This window comes from Shewanella hafniensis (assembly GCF_019655335.1).
In the GTDB taxonomy this organism is placed as follows: domain Bacteria; phylum Pseudomonadota; class Gammaproteobacteria; order Enterobacterales; family Shewanellaceae; genus Shewanella; species Shewanella hafniensis.
The window spans coordinates 1-18,374 of sequence record NZ_BPFD01000058.1; the positions used below are offsets into that span (position 1 = coordinate 1).

At 44.8% G+C, this 18,374-nt stretch carries 20 protein-coding genes; 9 read left to right on the plus strand and 11 right to left on the minus strand.

The window, feature by feature from the left end; translation table 11 throughout:
* Positions 1 to 269 precede the first annotated feature (269 nt).
* Complete coding sequence (locus K5Q99_RS15605; RefSeq protein ID WP_220777374.1) at positions 270 to 911, plus strand: trimeric intracellular cation channel family protein; 642 nt, start codon at positions 270 to 272, stop codon at positions 909 to 911.
* Positions 912 to 982: 71 nt separating this feature from the next.
* Here the strand turns inward: K5Q99_RS15605 and tpx are convergent, their stop codons facing one another.
* The 3 genes from tpx to K5Q99_RS15620 form a co-directional block, all read right to left on the minus strand.
* On the minus strand, positions 983 to 1,576 hold the full coding sequence (tpx, locus tag K5Q99_RS15610; protein WP_106649938.1) for a thiol peroxidase: 594 nt from the start codon (positions 1,574 to 1,576) through the stop codon (positions 983 to 985).
* 123 nt (positions 1,577 to 1,699) lie between these two features.
* On the minus strand, positions 1,700 to 2,527 hold the full coding sequence (locus K5Q99_RS15615) for a mechanosensitive ion channel family protein (protein WP_006082505.1): 828 nt from the start codon (positions 2,525 to 2,527) through the stop codon (positions 1,700 to 1,702).
* Between the two features lie 32 nt (positions 2,528 to 2,559).
* Complete coding sequence (locus K5Q99_RS15620) at positions 2,560 to 3,150, minus strand: OmpA family protein (protein WP_106649939.1); 591 nt, start codon at positions 3,148 to 3,150, stop codon at positions 2,560 to 2,562.
* 344 nt (positions 3,151 to 3,494) lie between these two features.
* Between K5Q99_RS15620 and ltaE the strand changes: the two genes are divergently transcribed.
* Both ltaE and K5Q99_RS15630 read left to right on the plus strand, forming a co-directional pair.
* On the plus strand, positions 3,495 to 4,508 hold the full coding sequence (ltaE, locus tag K5Q99_RS15625; protein ID WP_220777375.1) for a low-specificity L-threonine aldolase: 1,014 nt from the start codon (positions 3,495 to 3,497) through the stop codon (positions 4,506 to 4,508).
* Positions 4,509 to 4,700: 192 nt separating this feature from the next.
* Positions 4,701 to 6,176 carry an HDOD domain-containing protein gene (locus tag K5Q99_RS15630; protein WP_220777376.1) on the plus strand — a complete coding sequence of 492 codons (1,476 nt, stop codon included), beginning with the start codon at positions 4,701 to 4,703 and terminating at the stop codon, positions 6,174 to 6,176.
* A 143-nt stretch (positions 6,177 to 6,319) separates the two neighbouring features.
* Here the strand turns inward: K5Q99_RS15630 and K5Q99_RS15635 are convergent, their stop codons facing one another.
* From K5Q99_RS15635 to K5Q99_RS15660, 6 genes are all read right to left on the minus strand, one after another.
* Entirely contained in the window at positions 6,320 to 6,934 is a 615-nt protein-coding gene (locus K5Q99_RS15635; protein WP_220777377.1) for a nuclear transport factor 2 family protein, read from the minus strand.
* Between the two features lie 24 nt (positions 6,935 to 6,958).
* Positions 6,959 to 7,783: a M90 family metallopeptidase gene (locus K5Q99_RS15640; RefSeq protein ID WP_220777378.1), complete on the minus strand. Its 825-nt coding sequence runs from the start codon at positions 7,781 to 7,783 to the stop codon at positions 6,959 to 6,961.
* 133 nt (positions 7,784 to 7,916) lie between these two features.
* The gene (locus K5Q99_RS15645) at positions 7,917 to 9,656 is read right to left on the minus strand and encodes a GGDEF domain-containing protein (protein ID WP_220777379.1); all 1,740 of its coding nucleotides are present in this window, start codon (positions 9,654 to 9,656) and stop codon (positions 7,917 to 7,919) included.
* Complete coding sequence (locus tag K5Q99_RS15650; RefSeq protein WP_220777388.1) at positions 9,643 to 11,046, minus strand: extracellular solute-binding protein; 1,404 nt, start codon at positions 11,044 to 11,046, stop codon at positions 9,643 to 9,645. The genes K5Q99_RS15645 and K5Q99_RS15650 overlap by 14 nt, the downstream gene beginning before the upstream one ends.
* A 250-nt stretch (positions 11,047 to 11,296) precedes the next feature.
* Positions 11,297 to 11,764 (minus strand): CopG family transcriptional regulator, encoded by a 468-nt coding sequence (locus tag K5Q99_RS15655; protein WP_220777380.1) that lies wholly within the window; start codon positions 11,762 to 11,764, stop codon positions 11,297 to 11,299.
* Positions 11,724 to 12,566, minus strand: coding sequence for an AAA family ATPase (locus tag K5Q99_RS15660; protein WP_220777381.1), 843 nt, complete (start codon positions 12,564 to 12,566; stop codon positions 11,724 to 11,726). The genes K5Q99_RS15655 and K5Q99_RS15660 overlap by 41 nt, the downstream gene beginning before the upstream one ends.
* 526 nt (positions 12,567 to 13,092) lie before the next feature.
* Here K5Q99_RS15660 and K5Q99_RS15665 point away from each other — a divergent pair.
* From K5Q99_RS15665 to K5Q99_RS15685, 5 genes are all read left to right on the plus strand, one after another.
* The gene (locus tag K5Q99_RS15665) at positions 13,093 to 13,563 is read left to right on the plus strand and encodes a GNAT family N-acetyltransferase (RefSeq protein WP_106649948.1); all 471 of its coding nucleotides are present in this window, start codon (positions 13,093 to 13,095) and stop codon (positions 13,561 to 13,563) included.
* 155 nt (positions 13,564 to 13,718) lie between these two features.
* Entirely contained in the window at positions 13,719 to 13,928 is a 210-nt protein-coding gene (locus K5Q99_RS15670; RefSeq protein ID WP_006082494.1) for a DUF3820 family protein, read from the plus strand.
* A gap of 125 nt (positions 13,929 to 14,053) precedes the next feature.
* The gene (locus K5Q99_RS15675; RefSeq protein WP_106649949.1) at positions 14,054 to 14,356 is read left to right on the plus strand and encodes an NrfJ; all 303 of its coding nucleotides are present in this window, start codon (positions 14,054 to 14,056) and stop codon (positions 14,354 to 14,356) included.
* A 172-nt stretch (positions 14,357 to 14,528) separates the two neighbouring features.
* Entirely contained in the window at positions 14,529 to 15,050 is a 522-nt protein-coding gene (locus K5Q99_RS15680; RefSeq protein ID WP_107946905.1) for a GNAT family N-acetyltransferase, read from the plus strand.
* Positions 15,051 to 15,217: 167 nt separating this feature from the next.
* Positions 15,218 to 15,742, plus strand: a complete 525-nt coding sequence (locus K5Q99_RS15685) for a GNAT family N-acetyltransferase (RefSeq protein WP_106649951.1) — start codon at positions 15,218 to 15,220, stop codon at positions 15,740 to 15,742.
* Positions 15,743 to 16,024: 282 nt separating this feature from the next.
* Here K5Q99_RS15685 and K5Q99_RS15690 read toward each other — a convergent pair whose 3' ends face one another.
* Together K5Q99_RS15690 and K5Q99_RS15695 are read right to left on the minus strand one after the other, a co-directional pair.
* Entirely contained in the window at positions 16,025 to 16,735 is a 711-nt protein-coding gene (locus K5Q99_RS15690; protein WP_220777382.1) for a pirin family protein, read from the minus strand.
* 12 nt (positions 16,736 to 16,747) lie between these two features.
* Complete coding sequence (locus K5Q99_RS15695; RefSeq protein WP_220777383.1) at positions 16,748 to 17,191, minus strand: DoxX family protein; 444 nt, start codon at positions 17,189 to 17,191, stop codon at positions 16,748 to 16,750.
* A 232-nt stretch (positions 17,192 to 17,423) separates the two neighbouring features.
* On the opposite strand from K5Q99_RS15695, the gene K5Q99_RS15700 reads away from it, so the two are divergent.
* Positions 17,424 to 18,317: a LysR family transcriptional regulator gene (locus K5Q99_RS15700; RefSeq protein WP_106649954.1), complete on the plus strand. Its 894-nt coding sequence runs from the start codon at positions 17,424 to 17,426 to the stop codon at positions 18,315 to 18,317.
* The last annotated feature ends 57 nt before the right edge of the window (positions 18,318 to 18,374 follow it).

Below are 18,374 nucleotides of genomic sequence, written 5' to 3' on the forward strand. Positions count from 1 at the left end.
GCAGTGATTTATCATCTGATTGAATTTACGTTATTAATACTTATCAAAAATTTTGGTTATCTAAATAGTCGCGGGATGTAGTTGCGTACATAACTGGCTATTTTGTTTGCAATTTATACTGTGGGTTTTTACGGCGTTGGGGCTCAAAGATCTATTATTGATTAAATGATGAATTAATTTTTCTAATGATTAATTCAAAATAAAATCATTATAGAACTGAGGGTTTCTCAGGCAGAATCTGTTTCTTTACCTAGTTGGCAGTAGTAAAGATGCATGAGACGCAAATTATTGGATTACTTTGGCTGATTGGTATTATTGCCGAGGCTATGACGGGCGCTCTGGCGGCTGGCCGCAAGCAGATGGATTTGTTTGGTGTGGTGATTATTGGCTGCGCAACGGCGATTGGCGGCGGCACACTAAGGGACATGATGCTCGGTAATTATCCGTTAATTTGGGTTGAGCATGTGCACTACCTCATTGCGATTGCGTTTGCTTCGTTGCTCACTGTCGCTATCGCCCCTGTGATGCGTTATTTATCCAAGTTGTTTTTGGCTATCGATGCCTTAGGCTTAGCCGTGTTCTCTATCGTGGGGGCGCAGAAGACCTTAATGCTGGGATTTAGCCCAACAATTGCTGTGGTGATGGGATTGGTGACGGGTGTCTTTGGCGGCGTTATCCGCGATATCCTGTGTAACCAAGTGCCTTTGATTTTTAAGAAAGAACTCTATGCGGTGATTTCACTACTGACGGCAGGCTTGTATATCGTTTTAAAAGCCTATCAATTAACCGAGTGGATTAATCTGGTTATTTGTCTGAGCGTTGGTTTTAGCTTGCGGATGTTGGCGCTGCGTTATCATTGGTCTATGTCGACCTTTGATTATCAGGCCAATGGCGATCAGCACACACATTAGATCGTAAAAAATCGTAGATAGACAATCGTAAAAAAAAAGGGCAGCAAAGGCTGCCCTGTTTTAGTGGTAAATTACTGCTGGGCTTGAAGGGTTTTTAACGCTTCAAGTGCAGCATCATAGTTAGGATGCTCGGTGATATTAGGAACTAACTCTTGGTATTGGAGTTTACCTTCGGCATCTATGATGAAAATGGCTCTCGCCAGCAAACCGTAATCTTGAATCAACAAGCCATATTTTTCACCAAAATCACGCCAGACAGAATCGGATAGCACTTTGATTTTATCTACGTTTTCTACTTTGCAGAAACGTTTTTGTGCGAAGGGTAAATCGGCACTGATGGTTAGCATGACCACGTCATCAGAAAAATGGCTCACTTCGCTGTTGAAACGTTTAGTCTGTAGTGCACACACGCCCGTATCTAAGCTTGGTACGGCACTTATCAGCACGGTTTTACCCTTAAAGTCACTCAGCATGACTGGCGCAAAATGATCATCAACCACTTTGAATCCTGGCGCCATTTGCGACAGCTTAGGTAACTTGCCTTCCAAGGTGACGGTTTTTTCACCCATAAGAACCTGGGTTTTCTCACTGGCAAGCGCATTGGGACTCATCAGCACTAAGCCATAAATGCAGCTGGCGGCTAAAAATGAAACGTATTTTTGCATTGGATTTCCTCGCACATGAATATCTGTGCCTTCGCTAATATCTATCTTTTAAGGTACGCTAAAATGCGATGCAGAACCATAAAAAAAGGCCGGCAATTGCCGACCTTTGTTATTCATTTAGAGTTATTTGCTGAGTGGCAATTCTTTGACATGAATATCCATTTGTGGGAATGGAATACCGATATCGGCTGCATCTAATGCATTTTTGATTTGCTCAAGCAGTTGGAAACGAGCCGTCCAATAATCAGCCGTTTTTACCCAAGGGCGAACCACGAAATTAATTGAAGAGTTCGCTAATTCAGCCAGTCCAACCGTATATGATGGATCTTTTAACACATATTGGTTGTTGTCTAAAATCTCAGTTAAGATTTTCTTCGTGAGTGCGATATCGGCAGAATAAGATACGCCAATCACTAAATCGATACGGCGAGTATCCATTGCTGAATAGTTAGTGATAGTGCCATTCATGATGGATGAATTAGGCGCCACAATAACCTTGTTATCTGGTGTGCGAAGTTTGGTTGAGAATATGGTGATTTCATCAACAGTACCGGCAATGCCTGCGGCTTCAATATAGTCACCAACACGACAAGGGCGGAATAACACCATTAACACGCCTGATGCGAAGTTAGACAGAGAACCCTGTAGCGCTAAACCCACAGCTAAACCAGCGGCACCGATAACGGCGACCAATGATGCGGTTTGTACGCCAATTTGGCCTAAGGTGGCAATCACTGCGAACACAAACACAATTGCCCAAGCGAGGTTTGCGACAAATGAAACAACGGTCGGATCAACTTTACGGCTGTTCAGTAATTTACGAACCAGCTTTTGCGCTACGCCGGCAAAGTATTTACCAACAAAGAAAATGATAATGGCAAATAAAACTTTTAAGCCATAAGTCACAATCAGATCCGGTGCTTGCTTTAATAAACCTTCAAGGTTTTCCATTGAATAACTCCCTAAATATACGCTAACTAAAACTATTTATTATTGACGATAAATTGTACTCGTCGATTTAAACTGCGCCCTTCGCTAGAACGGTTGTCCGCGATAGGTTCAGATATACCTTTACCCATTACGGTAAAGCGATTTGGATTAAAGCCATAATCTTCAACCAAAATACGTTTCACATTTTGAGCGCGCTGAAGTGACAACTGATAATTAAACTCAGGCGTGCCAACGATATCCGTGTGACCCACTAAGGTTAATGCGACATCATTCGCTGCTAAATATGCTTTCACTAAGGCTAAAGTTTTCCATTGCGAAAAGTCAACTTCGGCAATGGCAAATTCAAAATACACCACAGCGGTAGAAATATTATGACAATCTGCGCTGAACTCAGCATTGGGATTACTCGTACTACAATCTGCTGATGCAGTCGCTTCCACCTCGACCTCTTCAACACAGCCATTGGCCATTACTTGCGTGTCTGGCGCTGTGTTAGGGCAGGCATCTTTGATGTCAGGCACGCCATCTTGGTCAGTATCAGACCAAGCGAATACTTGCGATGTTAGGCTTAAACTTAGTAGTAATATTACCAGCTGAATCCATCGAGATTGGGAGTTTTTCACTACAAATCACCTATTGAACGATAAGTACTAGTCAAAATTACTAAAGTGATCGCATGATTGCAGCATGACCATCTTAGTGCGGTATTCTATCGACTTAGGCGTATTTCGCCAAGTGAAACGCACTCACTTGTCGACTCGTCGACAGACATATATCGGCAATATCTTGAGTATGTTTATGTTTTTATGAGTTCTAGCAACTATTCAGATTATCACTTCGCCCATGTATTCACGTTTGAAGTCAGTAAAATGCTTAGTAAGCATGATGATAAACTATACAAAATAAGCCTTTGGCGCTAGAGTCTTGAGCCCATTAAGCGCCAACCAAACCTTAAGTTGAGGACGAGATGATAGATTTACGCAGTGATACTGTTACCCAGCCAACAGCCGCGATGCGATTAGCCATGTCCAGAGCCGAAGTCGGTGACGATGTTTACGGTGATGATCCCACGGTAAATAGTCTGCAGGATATGGCTGCAGAGATGTTTGGCTTTGAAAGCGCATTATTTACCTGTTCGGGTACGCAGGCGAATTTATTGGCTTTGATGGCTCACTGTGAGCGCGGTGATGAGTATCTATGCGGCCAGCAGGCCCACAATTATAAGTTCGAGGGCGGCGGCGCCGCTGTCCTAGGCAGCATTCAACCTCAACCTTTAATGAATCAATTAGATGGCACTATTGCATTAGCTGACATTGAAGCCGCAATTAAGCCTGATGATATCCATTTTGCTCGTACTCGTTTGCTTAGTTTAGAGAATACGATTGGCGGTAAAGTGATCCCGCAAAGCTATTTGGCGGATGCGCAGGCATTGGCCTTTAATCGCGGATTAAAAATCCATCTCGACGGCGCGCGAGTTGCTAATGCGGCTGTGGCGCAGAATATCGCGATAAGTAAGATTACGGCGCATTTTGATTCTGTGTCGATTTGTTTATCCAAAGGGTTATGCGCGCCAGTTGGCTCATTACTCTTAGGTGACGAGCGTTTGATTAAGAAAGCGATTCGCTGGCGTAAGATGCTCGGTGGCGGCATGCGTCAAGCTGGGATACTTGCAGCGGCAGGTAAGCTCGCCTTAACTGAGCAAGTGCAACGACTTAGTGAAGATCATGATAACGCGGCGTATTTGGCTCACCAGTTAGCCGAGTTGAGTGAGTTCGACGTCGATTTAGCCGCAGTACAAACCAATATGCTATTTGCCAAATTAGCGCCTCAGGTTGATGCGGATTTATTGGCGAAACACTGTCGAGCTGAAGGCATTCTAATAAGCCCTGGGCGCACGATTCGGCTTGTGACTCACAAAGATGTGAGCCGTCAGGATATAGATAAAGTGTTGCGTGTTGTTAAGCAGTACTTCACTGCCTAAACGCAGCTTGTTTTTAAACCTCTAAATGCCCGAGCTTTGCCTCGGGTATTTTTTATTGGCGGGTATAACTAGGTGTTGAATTATTGAACAATTAACTGTTGATTGGTAAAAACAAGCCTTAGACCACGGGCGAAATATGTGTGCTTATCTATACTCAAAACAACAAGGTTTTATTGCTAAGGTAAATTTGGGTTGAAGCCTAATAACAATACTAATAAAGGGGTCGATTATTGGACAAATCGGATCAGTGAATTAGAAATGCCCGCACTGTGTTCGACTGTTAAATCGCTAGAAAAGCTCGCCAAGGATGACGTTTCCTCTCTCGCATTACTTGGGCGTAGCGTGATGCACGATAACGCCTTAATCTCTCGTATTCTTCGAGTTGCCAATAGTGCTATTTATCATAAGGGGAGTAGCCAAATCTCCACCGTTAGCCGCGCCGCCATAGTGCTGGGTTTCGATGCGGTGCGAAATATCTGTATTACAGCCAAGTTACTTTCAAGCTTGTTGGAGAGTAAAAATCTCGCGCCCAATGTCTATCAAAGGTTAATTAAATTGATGGCCAAAGCATTTCAAGCCGCCATGATGGCGCGGATGATGTTGAGTCATCATGACGAGGAGATGCAGGAGGAAGCCTTTATTGCCTCTTTGTTGTATCACATCGGCGAGAGCGCTTTTTGGAGTATTGGGGGCGAATTTACCGAAGAATTAGACTTAACACTCAGCCAATGTGAAACGCCCGCCGAAGAGAGAAGTGCTACCCGCGAAGCCCTTGGTGCTTCTTTTTTGCAGCTCACCCAGAGTATTGCCCGTAATTGGGGATTGGGGGAGTTGTTGATCCAAGCATTGAATTATCCAGAGGACCAGCGGCCAGATATTCGGGCTATTTTTCTTGCCGATAAGCTCTGCGACATTTTATCGCAACCCGTTCTCGATAAGCTGGAGCTAGCAAAGCGTATGACTCAAGCGGCGAGTTTTACAGGGCTAGAAGAAAATGAGTTTTTGTTGCGGATGCAACGCTGCGCGAATGCGACCCATAAGTTGGCAGAAGTGTACGGTGCTAAAGTGTTACTCGATTACTTGCCCGATCCTAAACGTATTGTCGCCGCTGAACCCGATCTACTTCCCATTCCGTTAGATATGCCTGTCTATCAAGTTAATTTGAATATTCAGTTAGCTAAGCTGCGCGAATTGACAGGTTTTGCCATTAATAAAGCAGATTTCAATCAGATAATGCAGACGGTTCTTGAAGGTGTGCTTGAGGGCGTTGGTGTTGACCGCTGCGGCGTACTATTGTTATCGCCCAGTCGTAAACAGCTCCAACCTAGGGTGATATTGGGCCGTGATGCCGATGCGATAAAACAAGAGTTTATTATCGATTTGAGTGACAAACGTGGGCTATTTCATCAAGCGATGGAGCATAAGGCGCCACTTTGGGTGGATGATCCTAGCTCCAAAAAATGGCAGGAGCAGTGCAAGGAATTGCAGGCGCGGCATGTATCACGGCAGGGGTTTTTACTTGCGCCTTTATTGATCGACGGCAAAGTGATCGGGTTTTATTACGCTGATCGTGGTCCTTCACAAAGGGCGTTTGAAGAAGTGGATTTTCAAAGCTTTATTCACTTCTCCCAATTGGCGAATGTGTGTTTCACCGTGTCTTTAAGATAGCGTTTGCTTTTAGCAGCTTTATCTTAAAGCTGCTTTTTTGAAACCGTACAATTTGAAACCGTACAATTTGAAACAGCGATGCTATCTAAATCTCACTTTTATAAATTGTACGCTTTCGAAACTGTATTCTGAGGAGTGCGGCATTATTGTTTATTTGCAGCTTTGATCTCGGCGGTGATCGATTTTGCTATCTCATTGGGGATTGGGAAACTTAAATTATATTGTGCAATTTTCCAGTTACCATCGGTTTTGATCAAAGTACCGGTTCCTCGGCTGACGCCATAGGCGGGGCTGTTTAATAATTCGTCGAACAATATGACGTCGCCATGTTGGATTAAATGCCGCTCCGTTAAATCATAGCGCCAACCTTTTGTCGGGCGGGAGTAATGTTCAAACTCCGCCATTCCCCAACGCTCTTTTGCATCCGTGCCAATAAAGATGCCGTCTTTGCGGTACAGGGCAAAATATTTATCCCAATTGGCATCGCTTGAATATTGGTTGAGTAAATCCAACACCTGAGCCGCCGCTTGTTGGTCTGGACTCGAAGCCTTTTGAGCGCTTTGGACTTGAGTGTCTTGTGTTTGAGCGCTTTGTGTTGGTGAGTCCTGTGCCTGTGCGCTTACATTAAGGCCGCCAAGCATTAAAGCACTGAGCAGTAGTCCCAAGCTAGCGCGATTAACGCTAGTGGCACTACTGTTATTTACGTGGCGATTAATATTGGAACCCTTAACTGTTAATGCAGGAATATCTTTGAGCATTTAGTGTGCCTCTACTTTTATAGGTTAATGCCAGTTTATCGGATCGAGTTGGTAAAAGCGGCTTAGTTCCCGATACAAGTCTGGATGTTGTTGGTAGAAATCCTCTGGCTTTTCAAAAAAGACTTCAGTAATGACGGCAAAAAATTCAGCGGGATTCGTCGCACCATAGTAATTAAATATTGAGGGCGTGCCATAGTTGGCGCTGTGCTGTAATTGGCTGAAAGCCTTGCTTAGCACTTCGGACCAAGTGCTGTAATCGGCATAATGTTGCAGTATCGGCGCGCCATTTGCTTGGCCGTCTTCTTGATCGAGCTGATGGGCAAACTCGTGGATCACGACATTATTACCATCGTGGGGTTCGGCGGCGCCGTCTAAGGTATTTTTCCACGAGAGTACCACTTTGCCGTATTCCCAAGATTCGCCCGCCAGCACATTACGTTGCTCCCACACAACACCGCTGGTGTCTCTATGTTGATTATTAACGATAAAGGCATCGGGATAGACCAAAATTTGTTTCAATTTAGGGTAAAAGTCCGTTTTTCGATTGAGCAGCAGGAGGCACGCCTGTGCCGCGATAGTGACTTTGACTTCATCGGTGATCTCAAAATCATCGCAGCCGACAAACTCCTTTTCATCGATGAAAATTTGGATATGGCGTTTGAGCTGTAGCTGTAAATCTGTCGGTAACGCATGGAAGTAAGGCAGTCTTTTTTTAAGAATGTTGCGCCATTCTTTTGGGAAAGGTTTGGCCGTGATCCGGCGGCGGTGCAAGGTTTTACGCCAACGACTTGAAAGTAGCCAAGCAATTGCCCCGACTCCGAGGATAAGCGTGATAACAATAGCGAGCATACTTTCCCTGTTCTAATCCTGATTATCTTAATATTAGCTAATGGGGATGAAGAGGGCTTAACTCAATCCTTTGCTGAAAAAAGAAGCGCGGTTGTTGCCGCGATTAGCGGCTAAGGGATAGACGAACGGGGAGTTAGGCATAGTGAATGGGTTGGCAGAGGAGGGCCTCGGTGCGGTTACGCCCCGTCAGTTTGGCATGATAAAGGGCTTCATCGGCTCGATTAATTAAACTATTCGCATCCAGTAGTTGCGGTAGCTGCCAACAGGTAATCCCCGCGCTGATGGTAAGTATGCCCGAATGGGGAGAGTCTTCATGGGGGATTTCTAGGCTGATGATTTTCTCCCGCAATCGTTCGGCAAATTGATAGACCTCCTCGAGATGACTCGATGGCAGCACTATCATAAATTCCTCACCACCATAGCGGGCGAGCATGTCAGTTGGGCGTTTTAAGAGGGATTTAGCGGCGTTAACAATGTTTTTCAGACATTGATCTCCGGCGACATGGCCGTACCTGTCGTTAAATTGTTTAAAATTATCAATATCAAACAGAATGATGCCAAGGGGCATATTATGATCCCTGGCATACTCGAGTTCTTTTTGGAGTTGTATGTCTAAATAACGGCGGTTGTAGCAGCCCGTTAGTCCGTCAGTTTCCGCCATTCCTTTAACCTGGGCCGCATAGCTTTTGAGTGTTTCTAATGAACTCACCATTTGCTGCAGCTCTAGGTTATCGGTGACAGGCATACGGGTGTCGAGTTTTTCATGGGCGATGGCATTCATGGCATCTCGCGTCGCCATCACAGGCTTGATAATGCCCTTAGTGATAAAGTGCCAGCTGGTGAGCCAGATGAAGAAGCAATACAAAATGCCACTGCAGAAAATCAATATGATAAATGCGGTGCTGTCACTTTTAAGCTCGCCGCCCGTTTGTTGGATTTCATTTTCGACTTGGTTAACCAGATTCTGGGTATAGGTCGCAACTATTTGCGCGGCATCGGCTTGGTACTCTAAATGCGCATTGGCGATATGCGTGCTCTTAATGGCCTTGCGGGACAGTTCAAATAGGTTATCTTCACCAACCATGGTCTGCTTTATTTGCGATAACAAATTGAAATATAAACCGGTATCCCCGTTAATCCCTTCGAGAATCGCCTCCATATTTAACAGTAGCCGCATCGCTTCTCTTTGGGTGTGGTTAAGCTCAACTAGATTGTCGATAATTTTTACTTGAGAGAGGCTGGTAAATAAGTGTTCTCCCAAATGACTAAATTGAGACAATTGCTGATTGGTATTGATGTTCACCGCAATCTTGTCAAAATTTTTCAGCTTAAGTTGACGTTCAGAATCGGCATTGATACGGTGAAATTGGGTTTGCATTTCATCGGTAAATCCCGATGCCATTGAAGTTAAATTGGCTTGAATATTTGCCGCTTGTAAATTGGCTTGAAGGGCGGAATCGGTTAACTCGCCAAGTAATGGCAACTGTTGTAAATAGTAAAGTTGAATATCTAACGCGTGATTCAATTCTTGCTTACTGACAGCAGAGGTTTCAATGGACGTCAGTAATCGGGAGTCATTAATTAGTCGTTCCCACTGCGCCGAGAGTTCACTCAGTAGACGAAGTCTTTGTTGTTCATTATCATAATGATTTAGACGCGCTGTGATGATTTGGAGTTTTTCACTGTTTTTTGCCAGTTGTAGCGCAGTGGTGACTTTTACCACATCGACGCCCACCAGTTGCTCAATTTCTGATTTCAGTTGCTGAGACAGTAGTATCGCAACAACACCATTAAACAGCGCCATGCCCACTATGATATAGAAGGCTAAAGTTATTTTTTGTTTTAGGCTTTTCAGCGGTTTAGTGCTTGTCATTAGTTTTCTTGTCAATCGCAGGTACCTCTCCATAGGTATTTTGGAGGTGTTTTATCTCTGCACTTAATTTAATAAAAATATCCTCGCTGTCAGCGGGCATGCGGCTAGCGCGATAACATGCATGGCTGAGTTCTGGGTAAATCTGTCCCATGGCTGTACTGGTAAAATGCCCAAGTTCTAACACCTTAGTTGACCAAAACATATTCGCGATATGGCTTGCTTCGAATGCCCCCGCTATGGTCCTTAATGATTCACTTTTAAATTCGTTGGTGGTCACAACATCCATACGACAGGGGTTACCGCCACCCAAGGCATAAGCGTGTTGCGCCTCATAGGTGCCCATGTATTTGATGAGCCAATAGGCTGCTTGGGGATTTTTGCTGTCATAACTCACGGCAAAAGCATAGGCGCCGTTATAGGGATAACCGCCGGGTACTTGACTTACAGCAAGGCGTGCGCCGGCAATATTTTGCTCAACTTTGAAGGATTTATGCCACAAATTATTGTAAGCGAAAGGCCACATTGCCGCTTGCCCTGTGGCGATTGCATTGGCAGCCTCATTGAAGGCAAATTGCTCGTTAGCAGGTACGGCATAGGGCATTAATTCGCGATAAAGCTTAGCGGCTTTGATGGCCTCATGGTTGATAGTCGGCACCTCAAAATGACTGATCTTTTTTTGTTCATTATAAATTGGCTGCATCCAAGCGCCGCCTAAGCTCCAGATCATGCTGGAAAATTCATCGTTAATATGTGGCTTATCACCCGACATTAGCGCCAAGCCATAAAAGTCGTGGGTTAACATTTTATCCGCCAACATAGTGCCCGCTTTACGGGTGAAAAACTGGGCTTGATCCCGTAACTCGGTTAAGGTTTTTGCTGGTGCGAGCGGGTAACCGAACTGGCTCTGAAAATGTGTTTTTTCAGTGTTATTATCGAAGAGGTCGGCTCGGTAATGATTACCCATCACATAGTTATTGTAGGGAATAGCATGGATTTCTCCATGGTAGGATAAGATGTTCAGTAGCGATGGGTAATAGGGTTCTAGGTATTTCTCCATGGCCTTTTCACCGTCGGGATCGTAGAGTTTTGCGAGTTCGACTAAAGGGACTGTGTAGCCATTGGCTGCCCATTCTTTTGCCCAGCCAGCTTCCATCGTCAGCAAGTCGTATTTGCCTGAACCTTGGAGTAAATCTTGGGTCTGCAAATTAAACATACTATCAAGTTCGGTGCTGATCACTTGCACTTTTACACCAGTTTTTTCAGTGAATTTAGGCAACATTTCTTGCGTTAAATAGTCGGTCCAAAATCCCTTTTCTGCGACTAAGGTGATGGGCGCTTTGTTCGTGAGCGGCGGGATTTGTGCCAATGAAAACTCAGCATAGCAGGGCATTAGAAACGCAGCGCTTAAACAAAGACAGATAAGTTGGTTTGGCTTTCGCAAAAAATACACCTTAACGTTACTGATTTACTGTGAATAAATAACACTTATTCATCATTCTGTACATTTAAGGATAGGTGGGATCAGCACTTATGCCGCGATTATATTGTGGTTTATATTTTAGTTTTTTGTTCTTGAGTAAAAAAGCCGATAACCCGAGCTTAGCTGAGTTACCGGAAAAGGGTGGGAGTATTGCGAAGTGTTAACGGTTTTGGCGCTGTTGTTCTCGTAATTGCCTCAGGGCAATGGGCAGCTCGTAATGTTGTTTAATCAAGAATCGGAGCAGTTTCGATTTGGAGAGCGTGCTGTCTTGCGACAAGGTCGCGAGCTGGCGAATAGCCGCTTCGCTGAGTGAAAAGGTTGCCTTGCGATAGTGAGTTTTTGCCTCTACTTTTGCTGGCGATAAGACTTCTGTCCCTAAGCTCTGTTTATGCAAGATCAGTACATTGGAATGATTCAGCCCAGTGTCAGTTGTTATGTTAGTGAACGTTTGGTCGGCGGTTTTAGCGTTCGTCGTCGCTGCTTCAAAAGCGAAATGACTGCCTTTTGTTTTATTAGGGCTTTGTCCCATTGCATATAAGTTGGCTGCCTCAATAAACTCATCTAACGAAAGCGACGGCTGTATGTTGCTAGATGGCATAGCGTTTTTCTTGAGGTCGCTGAGTCCCATTTTGCCCCCTTTGTTGAGTGGTAAGGTGAGTGGGTTGAGCTTGATGGTGCAAGCCATTATTGCTCAAACTATTATTTATCAAACCATTGTGCATCTGACCTTTACCAGTATTCTGAGGAGGCTTTGCAGGGTGTAGGTTGTCTTCTAAACTCGCGGCGCAATCGACTTGGAACAATTCACAGGCAATAGTACGGATTTCTTCTGCGGCCTTTCCGCTAGGGTCGATTTCAATCACTGATAGTCCTGACTCTTCGCTGTCATCATACAGATTACGGCAGTAGGTTATTGCATCAAGGACGTTGATATCATAGGTTTTACAGACTTCTTTGGCTTCTAGAATTCGGTTAGCTTGATTAGGTAAACTTGGGCATTGGGTAATCACAAATGAAGCCTGTAGCTTTGGGTTTATCATCTTACAGGTCGCGACGATATCGTCCATGTGGCTAACGGTTTTCAAATCGCGGCGCTTAGGTCTTAAGGGCATTAAAATGTAAGCGGCGACAGACATGGTTGCACGTAGCGCTAAGTTATCTTGACCACCACAGTCGACAATGACGACATCATAATGTTGTTCAAGACTGAGCAAGTCATTACGGATCTTGCCGTAAAGCTGCACGCAATTGATGCTGGCCAATTTGGGATTATTGTTCCTTGCCTGGATCCAATCTGATGTGGTGCGTTGGGGATCGCAGTCCACCATAATGACTGAGGCATTGCATTCTGTGGTTAGAAAGACAGCTATGTTTTGGGCTAAACAACTTTTACCGCTGCCGCCTTTTTCTCCGCCGATTAACACTATCATGACGCATTCCTTAATTCTTTTGATGACCCTTGGGCAGCGAGTTGATGAGTTGGGAGCCACACCGTTTTTGTGCTCGAAATCGAATGTAAACCTTATGTTAACCTCAGTCAATTAGCTGATTTTTGACGGTTTTTGATTAAATTGTCAGCAATAATTTTTTGTCAGTATCTGGTCATGTGCCGTTAATTTGACAAGTAATAGTTGAGGAATAATTTGTGAGTGATATTTTTAAGTTTTTATTTTTAAAAGGTTTAATTTGAGTGGTATCAAGTTACAGGCTTGTTTGTTGCAATCTATGCCTGTTCACAAAATGTGAATTCCGACTTTTTATTTCTCTATCGGTATAAATGTTAATTTTATATTGCTAAATGTTATTAATGAATCCGTGTAAAGAATCGACTTCTCAGTCGAAAGTGGTCTTGTTTGGTGAGGTGCTTGTCATCAAACTGCCAAATGCTGGCTTTATCATCTCTTAGACTGCCGTCTAAATCGCTTGCAATTTCAACCATGAGAGAAGGGATGCCAAATGGATATCAAAACTATTATGCCTATTAAGTTTGAACTCGTTGAAACAGCACCGCTATTCCATGAATTACTCAATCTGCGTAGTGCCGCTGGCCGCCCTTCAATCGGTGTTGAGCTTGCGGATGTGCAGGCACTGTTTTGGGTCTCTATCCGATTGAGTGACAATGCTGAAATGGAGCATGCTGGCGCGGGAGTCGCTAAGTCTAATCTGTTAGCTACGGCGTGTGTTTACGGTAATAAGCCTGGGCATTTGGCCATTGAAGATTTTATCGTGTTGCCCGAATACCAATCCTATGGGCTGGCGAAGATCATGCTTGAGCGAGTGATGGACTTTGTCGATGGACACGCAAGTTCTGGGACTTGTATCAGCATTACCGCCTATGGTGAGTCTGAACGCTTATGCAGTGAATATGGTTTTCAATATGCGCCATGCGCTAATTTAGGGCCAAATCTATTAAAAATTGTTGCTTAGGATTCAGCTGAGAATGTAGTTTGTGCGTTTATGGTACTCACCTTAAGTGTTGGATGACTTATGTGGACGTGTTGTATGAGTTAACGGCGACATTGATTGGCTTATGTTGTAGCATCCTTGGGATTACCGGGACGAACTGCACGAGATAACAATCTATGGATCAGCAACTACTCATCGACGCTGTAAATCAAAAAATGCCCTTTGGTAAGTACGCTGGACGTAAGTTGCTGGAGTTACCCGAGCCCTATTTGGTGTGGTTCCATAAGCAAGGTTTCCCCCAGGGCAAACTCGGTGAGCAATTAGCCCTAATGTACGAAATCAAGCTTAATGGTTTAGAAGGCATGCTAAAACCGCTGTTGAAATGAGTTCCCTTCTTTTAAGAAAAATACTGCTTTTGCGATAAGTGTTGTATTTCGTGATAGAGATTAGCGATTTATTGTTTTTAGCATGCTTTAATGCAGCATATTAGCAAAACAAAAGGAACGCAGGCATGATGGCAAAATGGGTAAAATTAGCGGCAGTAGCGACTTTAGCGTTAGGCATATCAAGTGCTTGGGCTCAAGGTGTCACCCACGAGGGTACTGTTGTTGATACGATGAACGGTGGTGGTTACACCTACGTACAGATTAAAGAAGCTGACACCACTTTTTGGGCTGCGGGTCCTCAAACTGAAGTGAGTAAAGGCGATAAAGTGGCTGTGGTTGAACAAATGTGGATGAACGAATTCACCAGTAAAACTTTAAACCGTACCTTTGATAAGCTGTTATTTGTCGGTCAAATCGATAAGAAGTAACAGTAACGAGTGCGCTAACCTGTGCGCCTCTTTAAGCAAACGGCTTCGATATTATCGAGGCCGTTTTTGTTTCTAACCATTAAAACCGCAAAATTTGAGCCTATCTTGATTAGGTTAAAAACGGCAAACTAGCACTAGTACTAGCGGTTATTACTCAGCAGAGACCACTCAAGTGACGGCGTTTGAACAGTTTGAGATCCAGCCTTACCAGTCATGTTATGCCCGTGAGGTGAGTGAGTTAGTTCATCTTTGCGTGCATAACATCACCCATGCTCGTTATTCACAGGCGCAACTTGCCGCTTGGTCTGCGGCGCCAAGATCGGCTAAACATTGGGATTTGCGCTTAAACCGCTCGAAGGCGTGGGTGGTATTAGCTAAAGACGCAGCGACAGCTTCTTCAATTTGCTGCGGTTTTATCAATGTCGAAACCCATTTTGCCCACCAAGGTTATGTCGACAGCTTATATATCCATCCAGATTATCAAGCTAAGGGATTGGGTGAGCGTGCCTATCTTGTTTTAGAAGCGTGGGCTAAGGCACAAGGCTATGCGCGCTTGAGTGTGGATGCATCTTATCTGTCTAAAGGATTGTTTACTCGGATGGGATTTATCCAAATACAGCGCAGTTATCAGCAAAAACTTGGGCAAGTGATCCCAGGCTTTTATATGGAAAAGAATATGGAACAGAATGTTTAACATTGGCTCACTAGGGGTTAACCCAAAAAGTAATGTAAGGTATTCCATAGTAAAACATTAGCTTAACGCCGTTGCGTGACTCGATTTAAGTTAAATCAGCGTTATTTAACTTAGATTAGAATACGGTTAATCTTAAGCGATTAACAATTCAAGATGGAGGGCAGAGAATGAAGATCCGACTATTTACGCCATCGGATGTCTCGCAGTTGGCGGCGATCTTTGAGGCGAGTGTGATGCAAGGCTCTGGCGAGTTTTACTCGTTTGCCGAGCGCTCTGCTTGGGCTTATATCGAAGGAGAGACCCGCAGTGAGCACTATTGGCTTGAACGCTTAAAGGGCACCACGATTTGGGTGGCTGAAGCGGATAACATGCTGGTGGGGTTTATCAATCTTAAGATAGGCGCCGACAGTGAAGTTGAAGCCGCTGCAGAAGTGGAATGTCTGTTCGTGCATCCCGAATATGCCCGTTCTGGGGTGGCCACCTCTTTGTATTTTGCGTTGTTTGAAGAAGTTAAAATTTTAGCGCTGAAACGATTAACGGTTGAAGCATCCTATCTCGCGCGACCTTTTTTTGAGAAACAGGGGTTTCGCAGTATTCGTCGTAATGAACATAAGCGCTTTTTGAATGCGGCGGATAAAGCACAGGGCCAAGCCCAAGTCTTGGTTAATTTCAGCATGACACTCGCGCTATAACTCAGCGTATCAAATCAGCGTATCAAAGTGCTGGTCTGGTTCGCTCAACGAGGCCGTTAGCACTGCTTTTATAACATCGCCTTATAACATGGCCATCAAAACGCCAATAAAAAACACTGCCAAAGATGACTTGTGGCAGTGCTTCTCGGTGAGTGCTTATCAAGCTGGCATGTAATCACTTACTCAACGGTTTGCTCAACGGTTTGCTCAATGACTTACTTAATCGTTTGCTCAATCGTGAAACGGCTGTACTGAGTGGTTCAGTTAAGCCATTCGCTCGTATTACGCCTTAGCAGACAAGTCGAACACTAATGCGGTGACTTGGCCGCTTATTGCCGTAAAGTCGATACTGGCGAGTTGGGTCAGATGTGCGCCGTCCCCCGCCGTGAGTGTTGTGCCGTTGATATCCAGCGTACCTTCAATCAATTGCACATACAGATGACGATCCGCTTGAGCGGCGCTTCTGTCCATCGTCACTTTTTCGCCTTCGCTCAACATTAAACGATATAAGGTCGCATCCTGCTGCACTTTCAGCGTGCCATTTACACCGTTTGGTGTCACCACGGCCGTCAGTGGTGAACTCTGTTCGAATGCCTTTTGCTGATAACCCGCATCTATGCCTAAGGTATCTGGACGGATCCAAATTTGTAAAAAGTGCAGCGGCTCAGTATTAGAAGCATTGAACTCGCTGTGGTAAATGCCTTTACCCGCCGACATCAACTGAAATTCACCAGCAGGTAAAGTTTTGATATTTCCGAAACTGTCTTTATGGGCGATAGTGCCAGATATCACGTAACTGATGATCTCCATGTCTTTATGTCCATGGGTATCAAAACCTGCACCCGGTGCAACTCTGTCATCGTTGATGACTCTTAGGGATGAAATCCCCATGTGCTCTGGGTCATAGTAGCTAGAGAAAGAGAAGGTATGTTGACTCTTTAGCCAGCCTAAATCTGCTTGACCGCGGTCCTGTGCTTTTCTTAATGTGATCATCTTGCTTCCCCTTTATTTGATGCGGTTAGCGAATAGGTTATCGACAGCGAACTTGCCTGCACCTGAAACCGCCAATGACACTGTGGCTGCGAGTAGGGCGAGACCAAATTCGTAACCGTTGTTGGCAAGAAACAGACCGTTGCCTATGTGTACTGAAAAAATCGCTATTATCATAGTGAATGACAATACGAGGGCGGTTGGGCGAGTCAGCAGGCCAAGTAACAGGAATAGGCCGCCGAAAAATTCGCTTGAACCTGCCATCAGTGCCATTAAGTAACCTGGCGTCAAACCTATGGATGCCATCCATTGTCCAGTGCCTTCTAAGCCGTAACCGCCAAACCAGCCAAACAGTTTTTGTGAACCATGGGCGATTAAGATAATTCCGATAGGAATACGCAGTGCCAGTGGGGCAAGACTAGGAGCTGATTTGAGTGTTTTTGCGATGAGAGTTTTCATAGGGTATTCCTTATTTCAAATTATTTAACAAGTGGTTAAGAGTAATGTTTAATCTGTTTTAACTCAGTTCTTTAATCTGTTTCTAGCGTTAAATTACTTAGTTTCTACATCCGATTTCGGTAGTGAGTTCCGCAGAACCTCTCCATTGCTAAGCAGTGTAGACTTGACCTTTGGCAAAGAAAATCGGAACATTTTCAATGTATACTTCAAATAATTTGAACGTGAGGTTTTTATGTTGCCATCTATTAGTCTTGATGGATTAATCGTACTCGATGCCATTGATAGAAAAGGCAGTTTTTCCGCGGCGGCCGAGTCCTTATTCCGTGTGCCGTCGGCGCTGACCTACACAGTGCAGAAACTGGAGAGCGATTTAGGCACAAAATTATTTGAACGTAAGGGCCAGCGCGCCGAACTGACCTTAGTCGGTCAACTTGTGCTGCGCCAAGGTCGAGAAATCCTTTCGGCAACATCCAGACTCGAAGAGGCGGTGCGTCAACTCGAGACCGGCTGGGAGTCTTCGTTAACTTTAGCGATTGATACCGTCGTGCCGGATTTACCCCTATTGCAGTTGATCGGGGAATTTACTGACCTAGGTAAGCAAGTGACTGTGAACATCAGTGAAGAGTCCTTAGGTGGCGGCTGGGATGCGCTTTATTCGGGACGTGCCGATATTGCTATTGGTGTGACGGGTGAACTGCCAAAAGGTCAATATCATGTGGTCGAAATCGGTGAGTTGGAGTTTGTGTTTGCCTTAAATCCTGCCCACCCATTGGCGCAGCACGCCGGTCCTATTCCGACCGAGGCATTACTGCAATTCCCTTCCATTGTGGTGGCTGACAGTTCGACTGCCTTAGCGCAGCGCTCGAGCGGCTTATTTGATAGTCGTCAGGTGATCCGGGTGCCGAATATGCAGACCAAGATTAAAGCGCAGCAATTGGGACTCGGCGTAGGCTACATTCCAAAACACTTGATCTTAGATGCGTTGACGGCGGGAAGCTTAGTGGCTTGTCATGTGGAAATGCCGCGCCCACCCCAAGCTGTGTTTATGGCGTGGCGCAAAGACGCGCAGGGCAAGGCGCAGGATTGGTTTACTGCGCGTTTACCGCAATGTGATTGGCAATTTTAAGCTCAGGTTTGTTTAGCGCTTTGTAAGCAGCCACTCACTTTGTTCCTCACTGCATCA

Bases quoted from the DNA above. Each gene is read 5' to 3' on its own strand.
- K5Q99_RS15605 (WP_220777374.1), top strand. From the start codon at position 270: ATGCATGAGACGCAAATTATTGGATTACTTTGGCTGATTGGTATTATT.
- tpx (WP_106649938.1), bottom strand. From the start codon at position 1,576: ATGCAAAAATACGTTTCATTTTTAGCCGCCAGCTGCATTTATGGCTTA.
- K5Q99_RS15615 (WP_006082505.1), bottom strand. From the start codon at position 2,527: ATGGAAAACCTTGAAGGTTTATTAAAGCAAGCACCGGATCTGATTGTG.
- ltaE (WP_220777375.1), top strand. From the start codon at position 3,495: ATGATAGATTTACGCAGTGATACTGTTACCCAGCCAACAGCCGCGATG.
- K5Q99_RS15635 (WP_220777377.1), bottom strand. From the start codon at position 6,934: ATGCTCAAAGATATTCCTGCATTAACAGTTAAGGGTTCCAATATTAAT.
- K5Q99_RS15640 (WP_220777378.1), bottom strand. From the start codon at position 7,783: ATGCTCGCTATTGTTATCACGCTTATCCTCGGAGTCGGGGCAATTGCT.
- K5Q99_RS15645 (WP_220777379.1), bottom strand. From the start codon at position 9,656: ATGACAAGCACTAAACCGCTGAAAAGCCTAAAACAAAAAATAACTTTA.
- K5Q99_RS15650 (WP_220777388.1), bottom strand. From the start codon at position 11,046: ATGCCCTGCTATGCTGAGTTTTCATTGGCACAAATCCCGCCGCTCACG.
- K5Q99_RS15655 (WP_220777380.1), bottom strand. From the start codon at position 11,764: ATGGGACTCAGCGACCTCAAGAAAAACGCTATGCCATCTAGCAACATA.
- K5Q99_RS15660 (WP_220777381.1), bottom strand. From the start codon at position 12,566: ATGATAGTGTTAATCGGCGGAGAAAAAGGCGGCAGCGGTAAAAGTTGT.
- K5Q99_RS15665 (WP_106649948.1), top strand. From the start codon at position 13,093: ATGGATATCAAAACTATTATGCCTATTAAGTTTGAACTCGTTGAAACA.
- K5Q99_RS15670 (WP_006082494.1), top strand. From the start codon at position 13,719: ATGGATCAGCAACTACTCATCGACGCTGTAAATCAAAAAATGCCCTTT.
- K5Q99_RS15675 (WP_106649949.1), top strand. From the start codon at position 14,054: ATGATGGCAAAATGGGTAAAATTAGCGGCAGTAGCGACTTTAGCGTTA.
- K5Q99_RS15685 (WP_106649951.1), top strand. From the start codon at position 15,218: ATGAAGATCCGACTATTTACGCCATCGGATGTCTCGCAGTTGGCGGCG.
- K5Q99_RS15690 (WP_220777382.1), bottom strand. From the start codon at position 16,735: ATGATCACATTAAGAAAAGCACAGGACCGCGGTCAAGCAGATTTAGGC.
- K5Q99_RS15695 (WP_220777383.1), bottom strand. From the start codon at position 17,191: ATGAAAACTCTCATCGCAAAAACACTCAAATCAGCTCCTAGTCTTGCC.
- K5Q99_RS15700 (WP_106649954.1), top strand. From the start codon at position 17,424: ATGTTGCCATCTATTAGTCTTGATGGATTAATCGTACTCGATGCCATT.